Source organism: Desulfobacterales bacterium, assembly GCA_028704555.1.
Classification (GTDB): Bacteria; Desulfobacterota; Desulfobacteria; order Desulfobacterales; family JAQWFD01; genus JAQWFD01.
The window spans coordinates 1-3536 of sequence record JAQWFD010000085.1 but is presented as its reverse complement, the minus strand read 5'-3'; the positions used below and the strand labels follow the sequence as shown (position 1 = coordinate 3536).

General features: G+C 48.5%; 3 protein-coding genes. 1 reads left to right on the top strand and 2 read right to left on the bottom strand.

What is annotated here, in order from left to right:
• On the bottom strand, nucleotides 1-559 hold a 559-nt coding region (locus PHQ97_16015; GenBank protein MDD4394239.1), incomplete at its 3' end, for a hypothetical protein.
• Nucleotides 553-1755 carry a molybdopterin molybdotransferase MoeA gene (locus tag PHQ97_16010; GenBank protein ID MDD4394238.1) on the bottom strand — a complete coding sequence of 401 codons (1203 nt, stop codon included), beginning with the start codon at nucleotides 1753-1755 and terminating at the stop codon, nucleotides 553-555. The genes PHQ97_16015 and PHQ97_16010, both read right to left, overlap by 7 nt.
• A 249-nt stretch (nucleotides 1756-2004) precedes the next feature.
• Between PHQ97_16010 and PHQ97_16005 the strand changes: the two genes are divergently transcribed.
• Nucleotides 2005-2874, top strand: coding sequence for a formate/nitrite transporter family protein (locus tag PHQ97_16005; GenBank protein ID MDD4394237.1), 870 nt, complete (start codon nucleotides 2005-2007; stop codon nucleotides 2872-2874).
• Nucleotides 2875-3536: the final 662 nt, after the last annotated feature.

Here is a 3536-nt window from a genome sequence, read left to right as displayed (position 1 = left end):
GAGCCGGATGTGTTCCGGGTTTTATCAGCTCGGATCCCGTTGGAATGATCCCAATGCAGATACGTTTTACTTTGACTGACGTGATCCCGTAGGATGCGATCGCTCCGATGTTGAACGGCAGGATCTTTGTTCCAGCAGGAAGTATCAGCTGACCTTTGCGGATGTCTTCTCCCGGCGGTCTGATGTATGATCCGGGATTGACATTTTTGCGTATGACGATCTCTTTTGGATCTTCATCTGTAAACCAGGTATCCTCGATTTTTATGACAGCATCGAATTCTTTTTTGACGACGTTTCCGGTGTTTACCCGCTCAAAGTTTGTGAGGGTGACCGGGGTCTGGTCGCCTGCGGATTCTGTTTCCTTTGCGACAACCGTAAATCCGTCCATTGCTGCTGTGGGGACTTCCGGAACCGAGTACTTCGCATATATTGATTGTGCAAGAATCTGTCCGCTGGCGTCGAGGAGGTTTATCTCCCGTGACCCGATGATTGCCGGCGTTTTTTTGACAATATCCACTGCATCTTTCAGGCTGATCTGATCAAGATAACGTTTTACCATAAGAATACCTCCACAATGTCCCCTTTTTCGCATCCGTCACGGCCGGCCGGGACCCTGATATAGCCGTCGCTTTGTATGAGCGTATGCAAAAGACCGGATTTACCAAGGACAGGTTCTGCTTCTCCGTTTTCACTGAGTTTGACTCTGACGAGATCTTCTCTTCCTTTTTCTGAGGGAAAACTCATTGCGAGGGGTGCGTTGATTTTTCGCGGTTTTTCCCGTGCTCCCGTCATTTTTGCGAGAAGAGGGCCGGCAAAAAGCGTGGTGATCATATAGGTCGAAGCGGGATGTCCCGGCAGGCCCAGGATCGGGACATCATTTATGCTTCCAATGATCGTGGGTTTGCCGGGAGCGACCGATACGCCGTGGACATGGACTTTTCCCAGAGTGGCGATGACGCGTGAAGTGACGTCTTTTTCATCTTTTGAACTGCCGCCGGAAAGGATGACGAGATCGCACTCGGCGGCTGCTTTGGCAGCAATTGGTGTCAAAGCTTTTGCATCGTCCCGGACGATCCCGTAGAATACGGGCTTTGCTCCGCGTTCCGTCATGAACGATCTGATGAGTGTGGTGTTTGTGTCGCGTATCTGTCCGAGTTTCGGTGTATCTGCGGGCAAAACCAGTTCATTTCCGGTTGAGATGATCCCAACCGCCGGACGTTTTCTGACCAGGACAGGGTCGCAGCCGAAGGCGGCAAGAACACCGGCTGTTTGTGCGTTGATCCGGTGACCGGCTGGAAAGACAGGCTCCCCGTTCGAAAAGTCTTCATTGTATTTCAGGACATCCAGTCCGGGACTGGCAGCTGTTTTGATGAGAAGCACGTCGCCGGCGAGTTCCGTGTTCTCCTGCATTATTACGGCGTCGGCTCCCTTCGGCATATGGCCTCCGGTCGGGATATATTTTGCTTCTTTTTCTCCGAGAGGTTCGGCGGTGTTCTCACCCATTGGGATCCTGCCGGTCATTTTCAGAAGCTTTGGTTTGTTTTCTCCTGCGCCAAGCGTATCTGCGGACCGAACGGCATATCCGTCTTTAATGGAGCGGTCAAATCCCGGAATATCTTCGGGAGATGATATTGGTTCTGCGAGGATCCTTCCGCAGGCATCTTCCAGAGGAATGTATTCGGCAGGAAGAAGTTTTCCCAGTGAGAGAAGGATTTGTTCCGCTTCTTCAACGGATACGAGTTTCAGAAATCTCATGCGCGTCCCCGGGGTCTGGCCGTGCTTATTGGGTTGTATCCACTCTTCATTCATATGGAGTGGTTTTTCCAAACGCTTAATGTTAGCGTAAGGGGCTTCACCTGTGGTGTGCTGGCGGGCCGATAATCCGGACCACGTATTTATCATTATTAATCATGTCAAAAAGAATGATTGATATATCAGCTCTTTCATACCGGGTATAAACACATCACATTGGGTTTTCTGACTGAATTGTGAAGGGGTTATATTATGGTTACATTCAGTCCTGCGCAGGTTTGCGTGAAAATTGGAACCGCTGGTGTTACAAAAACCAGTCTTCCGGCATTCAATATGCTGGTTCGTGCATTTCTTGCCGGCGCCTATGTGGCAATGGGCGCTACGCTTGCAACAGTGAGTTCGACCGGTGTCGCAGATATTTTCGGCCCGGGAATCGCACAATTCATCGTTGGTGCGGTTTTCCCGGTTGGGCTGATTCTTGTTGTGTTCACCGGTGCTGAACTTTTTACCGGCGATGCGATGTTTGCTCCGATGTCGATCCTTCAGGGTCATATAGGAATGAGAAAACTCATTTATCTGTGGATCTTCGTTTACGTCGGAAATCTTCTTGGATCTGTGTTCATGGCGTTTCTGGTCAGTTACGGCCCCTATTCTTCGTGGGATGCGCTTGGCGCCGCAACGGTAACGAGTTTTGGTCTTCGCGCGATCCAGATAGGGGCCGCCAAAGTTGCCTACACGGGAACGATGGGTCTTCTCTCCTGCTTCTTCAAAGGAATTCTTTGCAACTGGCTTGTGTGTCTTGCATTGTTCCTCGGTTTTGCCGCGGATGATGTGATATCCAAGATCGCCGCTCTCTGGTTCCCGATCATGGCTTTTGCGGCCTCGGGCTTCGAACACTGTGTTGCAAATATGTTCTTCATCCCTGCAGCGATCATTACGAATGGATTTACCGGAAACACTGTCACAAATTTGAATTGGGCCGGGATGTGGACGAACAACATTATCTGGACAACGCTTGGCAACATTGTCGGTGCAGTCGTTTTCATGGCGATCGTGTATTATTACTGCTACAAGTCGGAGATCTGTACATTATGTGCAGAAACCAAGGGGGGTAAAGCGTAACATCGCTTCTCTCTCCCGCCTCATTTTTTGTCTTATCACGCGTGGAATGCGCCGTTTTTTTTCAGAAAAGAAGAGGAGAGATGATAGAGTCTTTCCTCTTTTTTCTTCGCGCGCGAAGCTGCTTTGTATTCAAAAGTTCAGGATCCCGGTAAATTACCTGAAAAATTGATATGCCTGGTTAATTTTCCGGGTTAACTCTCTCAAAACCTTCTTTTCTTTCCGGCCCTTGTTCATCATCGGCAGACGGATTTTTTTGGTTTTATTGACGCTGTTCTCGAACGGATTTTGCCGGATATGACGGAATGTAAATAAAGTTTTTGTTTCTTCGGTTTCCCGGCGCTTCTTTTCACCCGGGGCTTTCCGCGCATTCGGAAAAATGTTTTATGTTAATTTATTTAAGTTTACTAAAACGAATATTTTATTTAATATAATTGACCTTGCGAAATTTGCCGCCTCTCAGTTTATCATGATTCTTCATATCATTTGGTATGATTTAAATAGGAACTACTCCAATCTGAAAATAACGCAACCCGGTTAGGTATTTTCCCGGCAGGGTTGTGAGGTGTTTATTTATGGTCACATTCAGTCCGGCGCAGGTATGCGTCAAAATTGGAACGGCCGGCAAAGGTAAATGCAACCTTCCAGCATTCAACATGCTGGTT